General features: G+C 71.7%; 18 protein-coding genes and 1 pseudogene. 16 read left to right on the forward strand and 3 right to left on the reverse strand.

Annotation, left to right across the window (positions count from 1 at the left end; translation table 11 throughout):
* Positions 1-41: 41 nt before the first annotated feature.
* From ACWDS7_RS21550 to ACWDS7_RS21565, 4 genes are all read left to right on the forward strand, one after another.
* The gene (locus tag ACWDS7_RS21550) at positions 42-845 is read left to right on the forward strand and encodes a hypothetical protein (RefSeq protein WP_451930707.1); all 804 of its coding nucleotides are present in this window, start codon (positions 42-44) and stop codon (positions 843-845) included.
* Positions 846-909: 64 nt separating this feature from the next.
* Positions 910-1,956: an alkaline phosphatase family protein gene (locus ACWDS7_RS21555; protein ID WP_451930708.1), complete on the forward strand. Its 1,047-nt coding sequence runs from the start codon at positions 910-912 to the stop codon at positions 1,954-1,956.
* 118 nt (positions 1,957-2,074) lie between these two features.
* The gene (locus tag ACWDS7_RS21560; protein WP_451930709.1) at positions 2,075-3,853 is read left to right on the forward strand and encodes a sigma factor-like helix-turn-helix DNA-binding protein; all 1,779 of its coding nucleotides are present in this window, start codon (positions 2,075-2,077) and stop codon (positions 3,851-3,853) included.
* A 948-nt stretch (positions 3,854-4,801) separates the two neighbouring features.
* A complete protein-coding gene (locus ACWDS7_RS21565; RefSeq protein WP_451930710.1) occupies positions 4,802-5,626 on the forward strand; it encodes a C40 family peptidase in 825 nt (274 codons plus the stop codon).
* Positions 5,627-5,629: 3 nt separating this feature from the next.
* Here ACWDS7_RS21565 and ACWDS7_RS21570 read toward each other — a convergent pair whose 3' ends face one another.
* Positions 5,630-6,118 carry an inorganic diphosphatase gene (locus tag ACWDS7_RS21570; protein ID WP_306862102.1) on the reverse strand — a complete coding sequence of 163 codons (489 nt, stop codon included), beginning with the start codon at positions 6,116-6,118 and terminating at the stop codon, positions 5,630-5,632.
* A gap of 105 nt (positions 6,119-6,223) precedes the next feature.
* On the opposite strand from ACWDS7_RS21570, the gene dacB reads away from it, so the two are divergent.
* The 11 genes from dacB (at position 6,224) to ACWDS7_RS21625 (ending at position 16,067) form a co-directional block, all read left to right on the forward strand.
* Positions 6,224-7,606: a D-alanyl-D-alanine carboxypeptidase/D-alanyl-D-alanine endopeptidase gene (dacB, locus tag ACWDS7_RS21575; protein WP_451930711.1), complete on the forward strand. Its 1,383-nt coding sequence runs from the start codon at positions 6,224-6,226 to the stop codon at positions 7,604-7,606.
* A gap of 49 nt (positions 7,607-7,655) precedes the next feature.
* Positions 7,656-8,756, forward strand: a complete 1,101-nt coding sequence (locus ACWDS7_RS21580) for a zinc-dependent metalloprotease (protein ID WP_306862108.1) — start codon at positions 7,656-7,658, stop codon at positions 8,754-8,756.
* A 43-nt stretch (positions 8,757-8,799) separates the two neighbouring features.
* Positions 8,800-9,816, forward strand: coding sequence for a tRNA lysidine(34) synthetase TilS (gene tilS, locus ACWDS7_RS21585; RefSeq protein WP_306862111.1), 1,017 nt, complete (start codon positions 8,800-8,802; stop codon positions 9,814-9,816).
* Positions 9,817-9,827: 11 nt separating this feature from the next.
* The gene (hpt, locus tag ACWDS7_RS21590) at positions 9,828-10,385 is read left to right on the forward strand and encodes a hypoxanthine phosphoribosyltransferase (RefSeq protein WP_218919784.1); all 558 of its coding nucleotides are present in this window, start codon (positions 9,828-9,830) and stop codon (positions 10,383-10,385) included.
* Positions 10,386-10,667: 282 nt separating this feature from the next.
* Complete coding sequence (gene ftsH / locus ACWDS7_RS21595) at positions 10,668-12,638, forward strand: ATP-dependent zinc metalloprotease FtsH (RefSeq protein ID WP_451930712.1); 1,971 nt, start codon at positions 10,668-10,670, stop codon at positions 12,636-12,638.
* 3 nt (positions 12,639-12,641) lie between these two features.
* Positions 12,642-13,223, forward strand: a complete 582-nt coding sequence (folE, locus tag ACWDS7_RS21600; protein WP_306862118.1) for a GTP cyclohydrolase I FolE — start codon at positions 12,642-12,644, stop codon at positions 13,221-13,223.
* 253 nt (positions 13,224-13,476) lie between these two features.
* A complete protein-coding gene (folP, locus tag ACWDS7_RS21605) occupies positions 13,477-14,328 on the forward strand; it encodes a dihydropteroate synthase (RefSeq protein WP_306862121.1) in 852 nt (283 codons plus the stop codon).
* Complete coding sequence (locus ACWDS7_RS21610) at positions 14,325-14,765, forward strand: nuclear transport factor 2 family protein (RefSeq protein WP_306862124.1); 441 nt, start codon at positions 14,325-14,327, stop codon at positions 14,763-14,765. The genes folP and ACWDS7_RS21610 overlap by 4 nt, the downstream gene beginning before the upstream one ends.
* Positions 14,762-15,124, forward strand: a complete 363-nt coding sequence (folB, locus tag ACWDS7_RS21615; RefSeq protein ID WP_451930713.1) for a dihydroneopterin aldolase — start codon at positions 14,762-14,764, stop codon at positions 15,122-15,124. The genes ACWDS7_RS21610 and folB overlap by 4 nt, the downstream gene beginning before the upstream one ends.
* Positions 15,121-15,618, forward strand: coding sequence for a 2-amino-4-hydroxy-6-hydroxymethyldihydropteridine diphosphokinase (gene folK, locus ACWDS7_RS21620; protein WP_451930714.1), 498 nt, complete (start codon positions 15,121-15,123; stop codon positions 15,616-15,618). The genes folB and folK overlap by 4 nt, the downstream gene beginning before the upstream one ends.
* The gene (locus ACWDS7_RS21625) at positions 15,615-16,067 is read left to right on the forward strand and encodes a DUF3180 domain-containing protein (protein ID WP_451930715.1); all 453 of its coding nucleotides are present in this window, start codon (positions 15,615-15,617) and stop codon (positions 16,065-16,067) included. The genes folK and ACWDS7_RS21625 overlap by 4 nt, the downstream gene beginning before the upstream one ends.
* 24 nt (positions 16,068-16,091) lie before the next feature.
* On the opposite strand, the gene ACWDS7_RS21630 is transcribed toward ACWDS7_RS21625, so the two are convergent.
* Both ACWDS7_RS21630 and ACWDS7_RS21635 read right to left on the reverse strand, forming a co-directional pair.
* Positions 16,092-17,288: an NADH-quinone oxidoreductase subunit D gene (locus ACWDS7_RS21630; RefSeq protein WP_306862134.1), complete on the reverse strand. Its 1,197-nt coding sequence runs from the start codon at positions 17,286-17,288 to the stop codon at positions 16,092-16,094.
* Between the two features lie 17 nt (positions 17,289-17,305).
* A pseudogene (locus ACWDS7_RS21635) lies at positions 17,306-18,169 on the reverse strand (aminotransferase class V-fold PLP-dependent enzyme); the annotation flags it as partial.
* Positions 18,170-18,206: 37 nt separating this feature from the next.
* Between ACWDS7_RS21635 and ACWDS7_RS21640 the strand changes: the two are divergent.
* Positions 18,207-18,432: hypothetical protein (locus ACWDS7_RS21640; protein WP_451930716.1), on the forward strand; the 226-nt coding region annotated here is incomplete at its 3' end.

Here is an 18,432-nt window from a genome sequence, read left to right on the forward strand (position 1 = left end):
GTCCCCTGGAGAGGGGCACGTTCACGGGTTATCACCACTAGGTGACGTACAGCACCCGAATCGTCGGCGCTCTCGCCCTGCTCCTCCTCGCCGGATGCTCCAGCCCCAGGCCGGAGCAGCAGGTCGCCTCGCTCAAGCCGCTCTCGGTGAAGGAGGAGGCTTCCTCCGTCCTCAAGGGGGACGACGGATATGTGGTGAACTGGGCGGGGGTGCTGGCCAACAGCAACCCGTGGCACTTCGGCGAGCACGTGGTGGCCACGGTGATCGCCACGGACGCCAAGGGCAAGGAGGTCGTCCGGCTGGAGCAGCCCCTGGACGCTGTGCCTCCGGCCGGGGTGCTCTCCTTCACCGGCCAGGTGGTCGCCGCCGAGCGGCCGTCGCGGGTGAGCATCCAGTACCGCCCGGCCGAGTGGCACCAGGCGGCCCGGATCGTCTCGGCCTTCAGGTCGTTCCCCGTCTCCGACGTGCTGACCGAGCGCAAGGAGCACAGCTACCTGATCACCGGATACGTCGGCACGCCGTACCGGCTGCCGGCCGGCAGCCTGGCGGTCACCGCGCTCCTGCGGGACAAGAACGGCAAGCTGCTCGGCGGCGGGAGCACGTTCGTGGACGACGTCCGCGCGGGCGCCAAGCGCCGGTTCATCCTGAACATCGAGAGCGTCCCGGACACCAGCAAGATCGCCAAGGCTGAGCTGGTCGCGCGCACCTGGGGATCGAGCAGCCGCCCCTACGAGGAGCTGGCCCTGGGGGGCATCGCCCCGGTGCACACCGCCAAGCCGACCACGGCCCCGTTCGTCAAGGACCGGGGCGGCCCGGCCGTCTCCACCGGTGACGCCCGGCCGTGACCGAGCCTTCCACGCGTCCCGTACGGCGCGGCGGCCCGGCCGGGCCCGTCGCCGGGAGGTGAGGGTGCGCCACCGGGAGCCGCCGAGGGTCCTGACGGCCTCGCTGGCCCTGCTGCTGGCGTCGGGCTGCGGCCCGGGCCCGGGCGCGCCGGACGCTCCGGCGCTGCCCGCGCCCAGCGTCGTGGCGGTGGCCACTCCTCCGCTGCTCCCGTACGTGACGGTGACGCTCACCCCGACCCCGGAGCCGGTTCCCAGTCCGCCGTCGCCACAGCCGAAGGTGCTGGTCGTCGGGCTGGACGGGGTGCGCTACGACCGGGTCCTCGCCACCGGGGCGGTGCACTTCCGGCAACTCATGGAGGCCGGGACCCTCGCCACCGGCCGGCTGGAGGTGCTGCGGAAGATCCGTTCCAGCAGCGGCCCGGGGTGGGCGACCGTGCTGACCGGGGTGGCGCCGGGCAAGCACGGTGTGCACAACAACTCCTTCGAAGGCCACCAGTTCATTAAATATCCGGACTTTCTAACGCGGCTGGAGAGGATCCGGCCGAGCCTGCACACCGCGGCCGTGACCGGCTGGCGGGACCTGGTCCACGCCGGGGCGGTCGGCGACCTGGTCGACTGGCACGCCACCAGCCACCTCAAGCCCTACGAGATCGGGGACAAGGACGCCTTCATCATCGACAGGATGACCGATCTCATCCAGACCAGCCAGGTCGACGTCGCCTTCATGCACCTTGAGGTCACCGACGCCGTCGCGCACCGGGCGGGGGTGCTCGGCCCCGCCTACCGCGAGGCGATCGAGACGGTGGACGGCTATCTCGGCCGGCTGTTCGGCGCCATCCGCGCCAGGCCCACCTTCGCCGCGGAGAAATGGACGATCATCGTCACCACCGACCACGGCCACAAGGACGAGGGGGGCCACGGTGGCGTCTCGGCGCAGGAGCGCAGCGTTTTCGTGCTCGCCGCCGGCCCCGGGATCGAGCAGGGGGCGCGCAGGCGGGATGCCCGCCAGGTGGATGTGGCGGCCACCGTCTTCGCCCAGCTCGGCATCCCCCTCCCCGGAGACCTCGACGGGGAGTCGCTCAGCAGGGTGAGCGCCGGGAACAGCCATTGATCGAGATTCACCGGAGCGCGCCACTGTTTACCGATGTGGATGACTGTATGGACACAGCTCTGGTCAAGGCACATGAATCACTGGAACCGATAGTTACCAATCCTTTACCGTCAGTCACATGAATCGCAGTGCCCTGGTCGGAGCCCTCCGCGCGCGGGAGGCGGGCGCCCTCGCCGCGCTCTACGACCTGCATGCCGAGAACATCTATCGATACTGCCGGTCCATGCTCGACGGCCCCGACGGCCCCGACGGCCCCGACAGCGCGGAGGTGGCGCTCCGCGACACCCTGATCGCGGCCGAGGCCCATGTTCACGCGCTCGCCGACCCCGATCGGCTGGAGGCGTGGCTGTACGCACTCGCTCGGGGGGAGTGCGTACGGCGCCGCCCGACGGCCGCGCCGGAACGGGGTGGGACGGCCACGGGCCCGGTGGCCGCACCGGAGCCGGCGGCTGCGCCGGGGCCGGGCGGGGTGTCGGAGGCGGGCCCGGACGGAGGGTCGGGGGTGGGGCCGGGTCCGCGGACCGCGTCGTCGCCGTCCCCGGTGGCCGCCGGGAGCGGCGACGCCGGTCTGCGGGCGATGGCCCGTGACGCCGTCCGGAGCCTGTCACCGGAGGAGCGCGAGGTCCTTGAGCTGATCTCCCGGCACGGCCTGTCCGTCGCCGACCTCGCCGCGGTGCTGGGGGTCTCGGCCAGGCGCGCCGGCGCGATGTGCGGATCGGCGCGGGAGCGGCTGCGTGACGTGGTGACCGCGGAGGTCCTCGCCCGTAAGGGGCCGCATGACTGTGCGGGCCGGGCGCGGCTGTCGGCCGGCTCCGCCGGTGGGCTCACCCCGGACGCGCGTGAACGCCTGATCCGCCACGTGAACCGGTGCGACGCCTGCGCGCCGCACCGGGCGAGGCAGGTCTCGGCGGCGAGGGTCCTCGACCTGCTGCCCGCGGTCGTGCCGCCGGAGACGCTGCGCGTACGGGTGATGAGCTGCTTCACCGATCCCGGACTCGTCCCCTACCGGCGCTGCGTCGCCCGCAGGGCCGGCGCCCTGGACACCGCAGGCTTCCCCGTGGGGAGGGGACACGGGAGCCGTCGACGCTCTCGTCCGGCGGCCGGTGCGCTGGCCGTGGTCGCGGCGGCCGCCGCGGTCGTGCTGGTCCTCACCCACCTCGTGGGCTCCGACGGGACGGCCGTCGGCACCATGCCGGGGGCGCCACCGGTGACCGGCGAGCCGCCGGGCGTCCGCCCGTCGCACGACCCTGAGCCGAGGGGCACCGCGACGGCCCCGGAGCCCCGCCGCGGCGGGCTGTCCGCCTATCCGGTCGGCCCCCTCGGGCCGGCTGTGCCGGTCGCCGTCAGCGTGCCCGACTCCCTGTCCGGCCGGCGCGCCCCGAGGCCCGTCCCGGTGCCGATCCCGGTGCCCATGCCGACCGACGGGCGGACGGACGAGCGGGCGGACGGGCGGACCGACGGGCGGACGGACGGGCCGAGCGGCCCCACAGGTCCCCCTTCCGGTCCCACCGGCCCCCATCCGTCCGAGAGGCCGGTCCGGCCCGCCCTGCCGGTGCTCCCCGGCCCACCACGGCTGGGCGCACCGGACAGGCACGGGCCGCCCCGTCACCACCAGGGGGGCAGGCCGCCGCGCCCGTGCCGGACCACTCCCGGCACGGCGCCCACGGTGCCCGGGCCCGCGCCTACCGCCACGGCGCCGACCCCGACGGCTCCCAAACCGACCCCGACGACTCCTCGGCCGACCGCAGAGCCGGCCCCCAAGCCGACCGCGGCGCCGACCGCCGAACCGGCCCCGAAGCCGACGGCGAAACCGACGGCGGAACCGGCCCCGAAGCCGACGGCGGAACCGGTTCCCACGAGTCCGGGACCGGCCTCGGCGACCTCCACGACGCCGTAGCCGGCTCGGGCGGCTCCGGCGACTCCGGCGTCCGCCGGCGGGCAGGCCCGCCACGCCGCCGTCGCTCGACCGGCACTCCGGCCCGCCTGCCCCGGCGGACAGGGCGGCGGAGCCCGCGGGCACCGGCCGCCCGGCCGTCCAGACCCGGGGTCAGAACCGGAGAGGCTGCTGGGAAGCTGTGCTCACCTGTGTTGATTACGTTATGTGAGCTACATGTGTGCTAAGAGTGACTAACGGGAATCTTGAGCTAGATCGTTCGTCACGAGATGACATGTAGCCATACAGGGCGTTTCAGGAGGTGAGCGCATGCGGTCTGTCGAGAGATACGGCCGTGCCGGTGCGGTGGTGGCGGGTCTTACCTGCTGTCTGATCACGGGTGCGGCCGTCCCCGCCGTCGCCATGCAAGACAGGCTGGGGCCGTCCGCAGAGGAGGTCGCCAGGGCCCGCTCCAAAGCCGGTGAACGGAGTAAACAGCTCGGTGCGACCACTGCCCTGCTCGCCAGGGCCAAGGCCCGGCTGGGAGAGCTGAGTGCCCAGGCGGACAGGCTGATCGAGCTCCACGCCGGGGAGCGGGCCGAGACGGCCCGTGCGGAGGAGCTCCTCCGGAGAGCGAGGGAGCGGGCCGCCGCCGGGGCGGACAAGCCCCGCGAGGCGGTGGCCGCGGTCCCAGTCCGAAGTGACGCGGTCCCAGGCCGAGGTGACTTGGTCCCGGGCCGAGGTGACGGGGGGCCGGCCCCGGTCCGGGACGTGGGCGGGGCGGCTGTGATCCCCCTTCGGGGAGACAGCGGAGTGGTGGCCCCGGTCCAGAGCGACGGGATGGCCGTGAGCCCCCCTCCGGATGTCGCGGAAGTGCTCCAGGCCCAGACAGAGGCCGCGCAGGCAGGGGCCGCGCAGGCAGAGGCCGTTCGGTCGGAGGCTGCGCAGGCAGAGGCTGCGCAGGCAGGAACCGTGCAGGCGGAGACCACACAGCCAGAGACCACACAGCCGGAGGCCACGCAGGCAGGAACCGCGCAAGCGGAGGCCGTACGGGCGGAGGCCACGCAGGCGGGAGCCGCACAGGCGGAGGCCGTACGGGCGGAGATCGATTACCGCGAGCGGTGGGCGGCGGCGGAGCGGGCGGCCGAGGCGGCGCGGGCGGCCGAGGAGGCCGTGGCCGGGCAGGCGGCGGAGGTCCAGCGGATCGAGGCGGACAGGACGCGGCTGGACAAGGAGATGAGGGCGGAGGCGGGCGCCGCCGAGCGGCTGGCCGGCAAGCGGGTCGCCGTCCTCAAGTGGTCCAGGGTCGCGCAGGAGCGCGCCCGGCTGGGCGATCACCGGAGCGCGGCGGTGGCGCGTATGAGAGCACGGTTCGTGGCGGCCCGCGAGGTGGCGGGGCAGACCTGGCCGCTCAACGCGACGTGGCAGGCGGCGCGGGGCGACATCGCCGCCGACTGGGCGCTCACCCAGCTCGACAAGCCCTACGTGTGGGCGGGCACGGGGCCCCGCAACTACGACTGCTCCGGTCTGACCATGCGGGCGTGGGCCCGTGCCGGGGTCAGGATCGACCACTGGACGGGCACCCAGTGGACGTCGGGACAGCATGTGCGGATCAGCCGGCTCCGCCGGGGCGACCTGCTGTTCTTCGGCCGGATCACCCGGAACCCGGGCGACATCTCCCACGTGGGGATCTACATCGGCCGGGGCCTGATGGTGCACGCCCCGCAGACCGGGGACGTGGTCCGGGTCGCGCCGATATGGCGCAGGGACTTCGTCGGCGCGACCCGTCCGGCGTGATGCTCAGTGCTCGTGGTCCTCGGCGCGCCTGACGGAGCGGGCGATCTCCTCCTCGGCCTCGACCCGGCCGACCCAGTTGGCGCCCTCGACGGACTTGCCGGGCTCCAGGTCCTTGTAGACCTCGAAGAAGTGCTGGATCTCCAGGCGGTCGAACTCCGGCACGTGGTGGATGTCGCGGATATGCTCCATCCGGGGGTCCGTGGCGGGGACGCACAGGACCTTGTCGTCGCCACCCTTCTCGTCGGTCATGCGGAACATGCCGACCGCGCGGCACTTGATCAGGCAGCCGGGGAAGGTCGGCTCCTGGAGCAGCACGAGGGCGTCGAGGGGGTCGCCGTCCTCGCCGAGGGTGTTCTCGATGAAGCCGTAGTCGGCGGGGTACTGCGTGGAGGTGAAGAGCATCCGGTCGAGCCTGATCCGCCCTGACTCGTGGTCCACCTCATACTTGTTCCGTTGGCCCTTGGGAATCTCAACGAGAACGTCGAACTCCACCGCTGTTCCTCCGCTCAACCCCTCCGGGCACCCCCGGCTGGGCATTAGTGTCTCGTAAGCGTTAATACCTGTTGGATATCGAATAGATGAGAGGTCGGCGACGTCATGCGGCATGAGCGGTGGGTGGCCTTCGTCACTCTCGTCCTGCTGCAACTGTTCGTCGTCGCGGCCGGCGCCCACCTGCTCACCAGCGACCTGCTGGTGGAGGAGACGCACGAAGCGGCCGCTCCGGCGGGGCCGCCTCCCGTCCCGGTCATCACCGCGAGTCCGGTGCTGGCCGCGGGGGGGAACGGACCTCTCCCCGCCAAGACTACTTTGGTGGGGCGGCTCACCGGGGCGCTGGGTGACCCCGCGCTGGGCAAGCGCGTCGGCGCCGTGGTTCTCGATGCCGAGACCGGCGCCACGCTGTTCGGCAGCGGCGCCGACATCGGCGTCACCCCGGCCTCCACGACCAAGCTCGTCACCTCGGTCGCCTCGCTGGCCTCCCTGGGGCCCGACGCGAGGTTGAGCACCCGGGTAGTCCGCGGCTCCTCACCCGACTCGATCATCCTGGTCGGCGGCGGCGACCCCACCCTGACGGCCCTGCGCCCGTCCGGGGTCCCCGTCTATCCCCAGCCGGCCTCGCTGGCCTCCCTCGCGCTGCGCACCGCCAGGGCGCTCAAGGCGGCCGGGACCACCAAGGTGACGGTGACCTACGACGACAGCCTCTACACCGGGCCGCGCACCGCCCCCACGTGGAAGCCCAACTACCTGCCCGACGGCGAGGTCGCCCCCGTCACGGCGCTCATGGTCGACGAGGGCAGGGTCGCCCCCGGCAGCCGCCAGCGGGTCTCCGACCCCTCCCGGGCGGCGCACGGCGCCTTCGTCTCGATGCTGTCGAAGCAGGGCATCACGGTCTCCAAGTCCCGTGGCCGGGCGAAGGCCCCGGCCGGCGCCCAGGAGATCGCCAGGGTCGACTCCGCGCCGGTTTACGCCCTGGTCGAGCGGGCGCTGACGCGCAGCGACAACGACCTGTCGGAGGCCCTGGCCCGGCAGGTGGCCATCAAGGAGGGCAGGCCCGCCTCCTTCGACGGGGCCGCGCAGGCCGTCCACGAGGTGCTGACCCGGCTGAAGGCGGCCGAGGGCGTGCGGGTCTTCGACGGCAGCGGGCTGTCGCCCAAGAACCGCATCGCCCCCGCCGGGCTGGCCCGGCTGATCGCGGTGGCGGCCGCCCCGGCAAACCCCCACCTGCACCCGATCGTCAGCGGCATGCCCGTGGCGGGGTTCAGCGGCACCCTCGGCCACCGGTTCGGCAAGAGCGAATCCGCCTACGGCCTGGTCCGGGCCAAGACCGGCACCCTCAACGGGGTCAGCACACTGGCCGGCATGACCACCACCCGGAGCGGCCGGCTGGTGACCTTCGCCTTCATGGCGGACGACATCCCACCCGGCTGGGGCAAGGCGGAGGCGGCCCTCGACAGGCTCGCCGCCGTCGTTGCCGCAAGCTGACCGGCGGCTCGGCGCGCGACTCGGAAGGAGAACGCGTACGGTGGACGGTATGCAGGTGATCGACTGGGATCTCGCCGTAACGACCGGAACGCGCCTGGTGCGCCCCGGGCCGCAAGTGAGCCGAGAGGAGGCCCGGCAGGCGGTCGCGGAGCTGCGACAGCTGTCCCGCGAGGCCGAGGGGCACGTCCGGGAGTTCACCCGGATCGACACCGAGACCGCGCCCCAGCCCGCCACGATCGTCGACCGGTCCGGCTGGATCAAGGCCAACGTCGAGGGCTTCCGGGTGGTCCTGGAGCCGCTGACCGAGCGGATGGCCGCGCGCCGGGACCAGACGCCGGCGATCGTGTCCGCGGTGGGATCGCGCATCACCGGGGTCGAGGTCGGCGCGGTGCTGGCCTTCCTCGCCTCCCGCGTCCTGGGCCAGTACGAACTGTTCCTGCCACCCGACCCCGACGGCCAGGCGGCCGCCGGCCGGCTCACCCTGGTCGCGCCCAACATCGTCCACGCCGAGCAGGAGCTCAACGTCCATCCGCGTGACTTCCGCCTGTGGGTCTGCCTGCACGAGGAGACCCACCGGGTGCAGTTCACCGGCGTCCCCTGGCTGCGGGAATACGTCCGCTCCCAGATGACGGAGTTCCTGCTCGCCTCCGACATCGACCTGTCCACGCTCCTGGAGCGGCTCCGCTCGGCCGCCGACGCGGTCGCCGACGCCGTCCGGGGCGGTGAGGGCAACCTGATCGACGCGATCCAGACGCCCGAGCAGAAGGAGATCCTCGACCGGCTCACCGCGGTGATGACCCTGGTCGAGGGCCACGGCGACTACGTCATGGACGCGGTCGGCCCCTCGGTGGTCCCCTCGGTCGCCGACATCCGGGCCAAGTTCCACCACCGCAGGGAGGGCGGGTCCCGGCTCGACCGCACGGTCCGCAAGCTGCTCGGCGTCGACCTCAAGATGAAGCAGTACGCCCAGGGGTCCGCCTTCGTCCGCACCGTCGTCGACAGCGTGGGCATGGACGGCTTCAACAAGGTCTGGACCTCCCCGCAGACCCTCCCCACCCAGGACGAGATCAGCCACCCCGAGCGCTGGATCGCCAGGGTGATCGGCGACCCGGCCCTCCCCGCGGCCGAGGCCGACGGCACCACCGGCTGACCGGGCGGCGTCACCCGCCGCCGGGAGGCCGGACAATGGCGGCATGGGTCCGCCTCCCGTCGTCGCCGATGTCCGCCGTGCCGTACGGCACGCCCTGGCCGACCTGGAGCCCGGCGACCTCGTGCTGGTCGCGTGCAGCGGCGGCGCCGACTCCCTGGCGCTCGCGGCGGGGCTGGGGGCCGTGGCGCCGCGCGCCGGGCTCCGCGCCGGGCTGCTGACCGTCGACCACGGCCTCCAGGAGGGTTCTCCGGACCGGGCCGCCGACGTCGTACGGCTCGCCCCCGCCCTCGGGCTGCTCGGCCCCGTGGAGGCGCTGAGCGTCTCCGTGGGGATCTCGGGGGGCCCCGAGGCGGCGGCCAGGGAGGCGAGATACGCGGCGCTGTCGGAGGCCGCCGGGCGCCTCGGGGCGGCGGCCGTGCTGCTCGGGCACACCAGGGACGACCAGGCCGAGACCGTGCTGATGCGGCTGACCCGGGGGAGCGGGACGCGCTCGCTGGCGGGGATGCCCGCGCGGGCGGGACTCTACCGGCGGCCGCTGCTGGGGCTCGGCCGCGCGACGACCGTGGCGGCCTGCGCGGCGCTCGGGCTGTCCCCGTGGGACGACCCGCACAACCTCGACCCCCGCTACACCCGGGTCCGGGTCCGTGAGCGGCTGCTGCCCGCCCTGGAGGAGGGGCTCGGTCCCGGGGTCGCCGAGGCGCTCGCCCGGACCGCCGCGCTGTGCCGTGACGACGCCGACGCGCTCGACGAGTGGGCCGACGCCGTCTACGCGCGGGCGGCCGTCCCCGATTCCGCTCTAAGCGATATCGGGGCGGTGGCGGTGACCGTCTCGGAGGTGGCGGGGGTGCCGGCCGCGGTGCGGCGGCGGGTGCTGCGGCGGGCGGCGATCGAGGCCGGGGCCCCGCCCGGCACGCTCGCGGCCTGGCACATCCTCCAGGTCGACCGTCTGGTCACCGACTGGCGGGGGCAACGGCGGATAGAGGTCCCCGGTGGGGTGGGAGCGGTCCGCCGGTGTGGCACGCTGGTGTTCGCCAGACAGTCAGTACGCCCCGTCTTGTAAGGAAATCCCAGGTGGACGCAGCCGACATGGGCAAGGACCTCTCGAAGGTCCTCATCCCGGAGGAAGAGCTCCAGGCAAAGATCAAGGAGCTCGCGAGCCGGATCGACGAGGATTACGCGGGCAAGGACCTGCTGATCGTGGGAGTGCTCAAGGGGGCGGTCATGGTCATGGCCGACCTGGCCAGGGCGCTGCACGTGCCGGTCCAGATGGACTGGATGGCCGTCTCGTCCTATGGCGCCGGCACCAAGTCGTCGGGCGTCGTGCGCGTGCTCAAGGACCTCGACACCGACATCGCGGGCCGTCACGTGCTGGTGGTCGAGGACATCATCGACTCCGGCCTGACCCTCTCGTGGCTGGTGCACAACCTGAAGTCGCGCAATCCCGCCTCCGTCGAGATCTGCGCCGCGCTGCGGAAGCCGGACGCGGTCAAGGTGCCGATCGATGTGAAATACATCGGTTTCGACATTCCCAACGAGTTCGTCATCGGTTACGGGCTCGACTACGCAGAGCGATATCGCAACCTTCCCTTCATTGGGACCCTTGCTCCGCATGTGTATGGAGCGGGCTGAAAAGTACGCCCTGCGCGAAGCGTGCCCTCCACGGCGGCGACATTGCTCATAGCGGCGGGGAACACCGGCCTACTTGACGTACGTTGGTAGGGCAAAGCCGGTACCGCCCGGGCAGTTACTGTGCGCGGCACGCCGGTGTACCTTCGGACTCCAAAGAGATGACCTTCCGGGGCGTCTCTGGGGAGTCAGTTGGAGCGGTTAGGGATACCGCGAACCCCGGGTCCGCCCGGGGTTGCCAGGCCTTGGTCAGGAAGGGACGGGCCCGCCGGGGTTCCGCATCGGATGGATCTCAAGCGATTTACACGTGGGCCACTGCTGTGGATCCTGGGCATCGTCGTGCTGCTCCTGCTCGTGACCACGATGTGGAGCGGCGACGGAAATTTCGAGAAGACCGACACCTCGAAGATCGTTAGTTGGATCGACGAGGGCAAGGTCTCCAACGCGAAGATCATCGACAAGGACCAGCGCATCGAGGTCACCACGACCGACGGCAAGCGCTACTACTCCTCGTGGGTGACCGGTCAGGGCGTCCAGCTCGCCGACCAGCTCCAGCAGGCCAAGAAGGCCAACAAGCTCGCCAAGGACTACACCGTCGACGTGCCGAAGGAGAACTTCCTCCTCGGCCTCCTGGTGAGCTTCCTGCCGATCGTCATCATCGTGCTGATCTTCCTGTTCATCATGAACCAGATGCAGGGCGGCGGCTCCCGGGTGATGAACTTCGGCAAGTCGAAGGCCAAGCTCATCACCAAGGACACCCCGAAGACCACCTTCGCCGACGTCGCGGGCGCCGACGAGGCCATCGAGGAGCTCCAGGAGATCAAGGAGTTCCTGCAGGCCCCGGCCAAGTTCCAGGCGATCGGCGCGAAGATCCCCAAGGGCGTCCTCCTCTACGGCCCGCCCGGAACCGGTAAGACCCTGCTCGCCAGGGCCGTCGCCGGTGAGGCCGGGGTGCCGTTCTACTCGATCTCCGGCTCCGACTTCGTCGAGATGTTCGTCGGTGTCGGCGCCTCCCGGGTCCGCGACCTGTTCGAGCAGGCCAAGGCGAACGCCCCGGCGATCATCTTCATCGACGAGATCGACGCGGTGGGCCGCCACCGCGGCGCCGGCCTCGGCGGTGGCCACGACGAGCGCGAGCAGACCCTGAACCAGCTCCTCGTGGAGATGGACGGCTTCGACGTCAAGGGCGGCGTGATCCTGATCGCCGCGACCAACCGGCCCGACATCCTCGACCCGGCGCTGCTCCGTCCGGGCCGTTTCGACCGGCAGGTCACCGTCGACCGCCCCGACCTGGAGGGCCGCAAGGGCATCCTCCGGGTGCACGGCCGCGGCAAGCCGTTCGCCGAAGGGGTCGACCTCGACGTCATCGCCCGCCGGACGCCCGGTTTCACCGGCGCCGACCTGGCCAACGTGATCAACGAGGCCGCGCTGCTCACCGCGCGCGCCGACCAGAAGCTGATCACGATGGAGATGCTCGAGGAGTCCATCGACCGCGTGATGGCCGGCCCGGAGCGCAAGACCCGCGTCATGTCGGACCAGGAGAAGAAGATCATCGCGTACCACGAGGGCGGCCACGCCCTGGTGGCGCACGCGCTGCCCAACTCCGACCCGGTCCACAAGATCACGATCCTGTCCCGCGGCCGCGCCCTCGGTTACACGATGACGCTGCCGATGGAGGACAAGTTCCTGGCGACCCGCTCGGAGATGATGGACCAGCTCGCGATGTTGCTGGGCGGCCGCACGGCGGAGGAGCTCGTCTTCCACGAGCCCACCACCGGCGCCTCCAACGACATCGAGAAGGCCACCTCCATCGCCCGCCGCATGGTCACCGAGTACGGCATGAGCGAGCAGCTCGGCGCCCGCAAGTTCGGCACCGGCAACGCCGAGGTCTTCCTCGGCCGTGAGATGGGCCACGAGCGCGACTACTCCGAGAAGATCGCCTCCACGATCGACGAGGAGGTGCGCCGTCTCATCGAGACCGCGCACGACCAGGCCTGGGAGATCCTCGTCGAATACCGCGACGTGCTCGACAACCTGGTGCTGGAGCTCATGGAGAAGGAGACGCTCTCCCGCGACCAGGTGCTGCAGATCTTCGCGCCGGTCGTCGTCAAGGAGAAGCGCCCCTCCTACTCCGGCTACGGCAAGCGGCTGCCGTCGAACCGGCCGCCGATCCTGACGCCGAAGGAGCAGTCGGGCAACGGCGCCCTCCCGGCGGGAGCGGGCCACACCGACACCGTGCCCAGGGACGGGAACTGAAGCGTGAGCGTGAAGCCGTTGCAGGTCGACTCGGCCCGGATCGAGAAAGCAGTCCGCGAGATCCTCATCGCGCTCGGTGAGGATCCGGACCGGGACGGCCTGCAGGAGACCCCGGCCCGCGTGGCCCGCGCCTACGCGGAGCAGTTCGCCGGGCTGGGGCAGACCCCGGAAGACGTGCTGTCCACGGTCTTCGACGTCGACCACGACGAGATGGTGCTCGTCCGTGACATCGAGGTCTATTCCACCTGCGAGCACCACCTGGTGCCCTTCCACGGCCTCGCCCACGTCGGCTACATCCCGAACGAGAAGGGTCAGGTCACCGGCCTGTCCAAGCTGGCCCGTCTCGTCGACGTCTACGCCCGCCGCCCCCAGGTGCAGGAGCGGATGACCTCGCAGATCGCCGACGCGCTCATGAGCGTGCTGGAGCCCCGCGGGGTCATCGTGGTGATCGAGTGCGAACACCTCTGCATGACCATGCGGGGTGTCCGCAAGCCCGGCGCCAAGACCATCACCTCGTCCGTGCGCGGCGACTTCCGCACCAGCGACAAGACCCGCGCCGAGGCCATGGCGCTCATCCTCCGCTGAGCCCGAGCCAGTCCGAGCCCTTGCCCGCAGAGACCCCGCCTTGTCCGGACCGCCACGGCGGTCCGGACAAGGTTTCTGCGTTGCGGCCGGGTTCGAAAGCCCTCCGATCCCGCTCCGTCCGGGCTAATATCTCCACACTCGCCAAGGTCCGGCATGCGCGGCCGACTGCCTCGGGATGGACGGGCTGATTCGTTATGGCACAAGCTGGACCCGCGAGATGGGCGAAGAGTGGACAACGCCTAGGCTTGTCCGCATGACTACGTGGAGTGTGCCGGGGATGCCCGACAAGGGCCGATGCCTGGTGATGGGCGTGGTCAACGTGACCCCCGACTCGTTCTCCGACGGCGGGCGGTGGTTCGACCCGGCGGCCGCCGTACGGCATGGCCTGGAGCTGGTCGAGCAGGGCGCCGACATCGTCGACGTGGGCGGGGAGTCCACCAGGCCCGGAGCGGCGCGGGTGTCGCTCGAGGAGGAGCTGGCCAGGGTCGAGCCGGTCATCAGGGAGCTGAGCCGTGCGGGTGTCACGGTCAGTGTCGACACGATGCGGGCCGAGGTGGCGCAGGCGGCCGTGGACGCCGGGGCGAGGCTGGTCAACGACGTCAGCGGCGGTCTGGCGGACCCGGCGATGCCGAGGGTCGTCGCCGCCTCCGGCGTCCCGTACGTGGTGATGCACTGGCGGGGGCACAGCCACACGATGAACAGCAGGGCGGTCTACGACGACGTCGTGACCGAGGTGCGGGAGGAGCTGTCCAAGCGGATCGCCTCCGTGCTGGCCGAGGGGGTGGCCGACAGTCAGATCGTGATCGACCCGGGTCTGGGCTTCTCCAAGAACCCCGAACACAACTGGGCCCTGCTGGCGGGCGTCGACCGGCTCGCCGAGCTGGGCCACCCGCTGCTCATCGGGGCCTCGCGGAAACGATTCCTGGGCCGGCTGCTGGCGGACCCGGACGGCACCCCGCGTCCTTTCAGTCGCAGTGATGACGCCACGCTCGCCGTGACCGCCCTCGTCGCCCAGGCGGGGGCATGGTGTGTGCGAGTGCACGACGTACGCCCGAACGCGGACGCCGTCCGCGTGGCTGCCGCAGTCCAGGGAGCGAGAGCATGAGCGTCGACACCACCGCTGTCGAGACGGTCAACCAGGCGTTCTACACCGCCATCGAGAACGCGGATCTCGACAGGATGACCGAGATCTGGGCCGAAGACGTCGACGGCGAGCAGGTGAGCTGCGTGCACCCGGGGTGGCCGATCGTGAACGGCCGCCAGGAGGTGCTGCGCTCCTGGGCGCTCATCATGGCCAACACCCCCTACATCCAGTTCGTGCTGACCGACGTCCGCGTCATGGTCCTGGGCGATGTGGCCATTCTCACCTGCGAGGAGAACATCCTCACCGCCGGTGACGAGGGCGACTCCAGCTTCGCCGCGGGCAAGGTGGTGGCGAGCAACACCTTCATCAGGACGGCGGCGGGCTGGCGCCTCTGGCTGCACCACGGTTCGCCGGTGCTGCAGGGCGACGAGGACGAGGAAGAAGAGGAAGCCGCGTGACAGACCGGATCAGCGTCAAGGGCCTGCGGGCACGGGGACGGCACGGCGTGCTGGCCGCCGAGCGCGAGCTCGGCCAGGAGTTCGTCGTCGACGCCACGCTCTTCCTCGACACGGCGCCCGCGGCGGCCGGGGACGACCTCACCAGGACCGTGCACTACGGCGAGCTCGCCCAGGACCTGGTGAAGGTCGTGGAGGGCGAGCCGGTCAACCTGATCGAGACGCTGGCCCAGCGCCTGGCGGAGGTCTGCCTGGCGCGCGAGCAGGTGCTGTCGGCGGAGGTCAGTGTGCACAAGCCGGCCGCGCCGATCCCGCTGCCGTTCGACGACGTGGTAGTGACGATCACCCGGAGCCGGGGATGAAGGTCGTGCTGGCGCTCGGCAGCAACCTGGGGGACCGGTTCGAGACGCTGCAGGGCGCGCTCGACGCGCTCTTCGACGCCCCCGGGCTCGACTTCGTCGCGGTCTCGCCCGTATACGAGACCGACCCGTTCGGCGGCCCCGAGCAGGGCCCCTACCTCAACGCGGTGGTGATCGCGCAGACCACCCTGGGGCCCCGGACGCTCCTTGAGCGCGCCCAGGGGGTGGAGAACGCCTTCGGCAGGGTCCGCCAGGAGCGGTGGGGGCCGCGCACCCTGGACGTCGACCTGATCGCGGTGGGCGACGTCACCGCCGACGACCCCGAGCTGACGCTGCCGCACCCCAGGGCGCACGAGCGCGCGTTCGTGCTGGTGCCGTGGCTGCGGGCCGATCCGGACGCGGTGCTGGCCGGGCGCAGGGTCGAGGACCTGCTGGCCGGGCTGGACCAGGACTACGTGCGGCTGCGTGCCGATCTGACGCTGCAGAGGCCCATTTGAAGCCGACCCGTCCCGGCGTGCTCGTCGGTCTCGTCGTCGTGTTCGCGATCATCACCTGGGCGCTGCTGAAGCCTCTTTACTCTTCCCTGCCGACCGTGCCGTGGACCGCGATCCCCACGGTGCTCCTGCTGGCGATCGGCGAGATCTACAGCGGGTGGATGACGAAGGCCAGGATCGAGCGCAAGGGCGACACCAAACCCGTCGAGCCGCTGGCGGTGGCCCGGCTGGCGGCCCTCGCCAAGGCCTCCGCGTACGGCGGGGCGATCTTCGGCGGCGTCTTCGCCGGGTTCACGATCTACACCGCCGACCTGCTGGAGCAGGGCGTGCCCCGCCAGGACTTCCTTATCGCCGGCGGCTCGTTCGTCGGCTGCGTGGTGCTGGTCTGCGCCGCCCTCTACCTCGAATACTGCTGCAAGGTGCCCAAGGACTCCTCGGAGGAGGACCGCTAGCCCCGGGGCGGCGCGGCCCGCGCGTCACTTGTCGATGTCGCCCACGACGAAGAACATCGACCCCAGGATGGCCACCATGTCGGAGACCAGGTGGCCGGGGAGCATCTCGCGCAGCACCTGGACGTTGTTGTAGGAGGCCGAGCGGAGCTTCATCCGCCAGGGGGTCTTCTCGCCACGGGAGACCAGATAGTAGCCGTTGATGCCGAGCGGGTTCTCGGTCCAGGCGTAGGTGTGGCCCTCGGGCACCTTGAGCACCTTGGGCAGGCGCTGGTTGACCGGCCCCTGCGGCAGCTCCCGGAGCCGCTCCAGGCAGGCGTCGGCCAGGTCCAGGGAGACCTTCACCTGCTCCAGCAGCACCTCGAACCGGGCGTGGCAGTCTCCGGCCGTCCGGGTGACGACCCGCACCGGCAGCTCGCCGTAGGCGAGGTAGGGCTCGTCCCTGCGCAGGTCGAGGTCGACCCCGGAGGCGCGGGCGATCGGGCCGCTCACGCCGTACTGCATGATCGTCTCCCGGTCCAGCACGCCCACCCCGACCGTGCGGGCCAGGAAGATCTCGTTCCCGGCGATCAGGTGCTCGATGTCGGGCAGCCGCCGCCGCACGTCCGCGACGGCGCGCCCGGCGCGGTCCGTCCAGCCCTCGGGCACGTCCTCCTTGAGGCCGCCGACCCGGTTGAACATGTAGTGCATCCGGCCGCCGGAGATCTCCTCCATCACGGCCTGGAGGGTCTCGCGCTCCCGGAAGGCGTAGAAGACCGGGGTGATCGCGCCGAGCTCCAGCGGATAGGAGCCGAGGAACATCAGGTGGCTGAGGACCCGGTTGAGCTCGGCCAGGAGCGTGCGCATCCAGACCGCCCGGACCGGCACCTCCATGCCGAGCATCCGCTCCACCGCGAGCACGACGCCCAGCTCGTTGGCGAACGCCGACAGCCAGTCGTGCCGGTTGGCCAGCACGATGATCTGCCGGTAGTCGCGCACCTCGAACAGCTTCTCCGCGCCGCGGTGCATGTAGCCCACGATCGGCTCGGCCGCGCTGATCCGCTCCCCGTCCAGGGTGAGCCGCAGCCGCAGCACCCCGTGGGTGGACGGATGCTGCGGCCCGATGTTGAGGACCATGTCCTCGGTCGCGAGCTCCTTGCCGCGCACTCCGTGCACGGCGTCCGCTCCGGCGCCGATCCCTACGCTGATCTCCCGGGGCGCGCCTCCGGCACGACGCTCAGTCATAGGGCCATGCTGTCACGTCAGCTCCGCGACAGCAGGTCCCGCAGAGCGGCGACCAGACGGTCGACGTGCTCCTCGGTGGTGCCGATCCCGATGGAGGCGCGGACCGCGGAGGCGGTGACGTCGTCGCAGCCGCCGTCCTTGGCGCCGAGGAGGTGGCGGACGAAGGGGTGGGCGCAGAACTTGCCGTCGCGTACGCCGATGCCGTACTCGCCGGACAGGGCCTCGGCGACCTCGCGGGCGGTGAAGCCGTCCACCACGAAGGAGACGATGCCGACGCGGGGGTGGTCGGGGCCCCACAGGGAAAGCTCGTGGACACCCTCGACGGAGGCCAGGCCGGCGCGGAGGCGGCCGATGAGGCGCTCCTCCTCGCGCAGCAGCGCGCTCCAGCCGGTGGCGCTCAGGGCGTCGCAGGCGGCGGCCAGGGCGATGGCGCCCAGGACGTTCGGGGTGCCGGCCTCGTGACGGGCCTCGGGGTCGTCGTGCCACTCGGCCCCGTCGTCGTCGACCGAGCGCACCGCGCCGCCGCCCCGCAGGTACGGCTCCGCCTCCGACAGCCAGTCGGTCCGGCCGATCAGGGCGCCGGTGCCGAAGGGGGCGTAGAGCTTGTGGCCGGAGAAGACCACGTAGTCCAGGTCCAGCGCGGTCAGGTTGAGCCGGCGGTGCGGGACGAGCTGGGCGGCGTCGACGAGGATGCGGGCGCCGTGGCGGTGGGCGATGTGGGCCAGGGCGGCGATCGGCCAGAGCTCGCCGGTGACGTTGGAGGCCGCGGTCACAACCAGCAGCTTGGGGCCGTGGATCCCGGCCAGCGCCTCGTCGGCGGCGCGGACCGCATCGCCCGGGAAGGCGGGGGGCGCGAGCCGTACGGCGTCGGCCCAGGGCAGCCTCGTCCGCGGCCCGCTCGGCGGCGTCCTCCGCCAGATGCTCGACGTCCTCGACGACCATGAGGGGCGGCGGCGCGGTGAGGTGCCAGCGCGCTCCCCGGCCCTTGCCGCGCAGCTCGGCTACCCCTTCGAAGCGCAGCACGTCCAGGCACCGCCACGCGCCGGACTTGCTGATGCCGCGCTCGTGGCCTTCGGCTTCCAGCGCCGCTTCGATCGCCCGCGTCGTCGTCCCCTCCGGGGCGGCGAGCATGGTGAGGATCATC

The sequence above is a fragment of the Streptosporangium sp. NPDC003464 genome (genome assembly GCF_053588315.1).